We start from the raw sequence: 308 nt of genomic DNA, 5'->3' as shown, positions 1-308 counted from the left end.
CCGATGGTTTTATCGAGGGTATGGCAAAGTGTATTTCAATCTGATCGCCACGACTGATGCAGCTTCAGGGGAAGTATTGCGTCCGCCTTTGGAATTAAAAAAAGGGCAAGTAGTTAGTGCGCGTGGAGGCTATCGATTTTTGAAACTATATAATCGCGAAACGTTAGGAGAAAGCAAATGAAAAAGAAAATAGGGGTGTCTCTGGCAACTGTTCTTTTATTGAGTACCACCTGTCTTTCGCCTGTCTACGGGGAGACAGTAGCCGAAGTGCCAGCGAGTACGACCAATGTTTCTACTGTTTCCGTCGA

General features: G+C 45.5%; 1 protein-coding gene. It reads left to right on the top strand.

Annotated features, from left to right (window positions below; all coding sequences use genetic code 11):
• On the top strand, window positions 1–181 hold a 181-nt coding region (locus AB3I00_RS14790), incomplete at its 5' end, for a hypothetical protein (RefSeq protein ID WP_368025639.1).
• Window positions 182–308 lie beyond the last annotated feature (127 nt).

The sequence above is a fragment of the Enterococcus sp. C76 genome, assembly GCF_040886985.1.
Lineage (GTDB): Bacteria > Bacillota > Bacilli > Lactobacillales > Enterococcaceae > Enterococcus_B > Enterococcus_B lactis.
The sequence above is the reverse complement of the archived record's forward strand: the minus strand, read 5'-3'. Positions and strand labels throughout refer to the sequence as shown.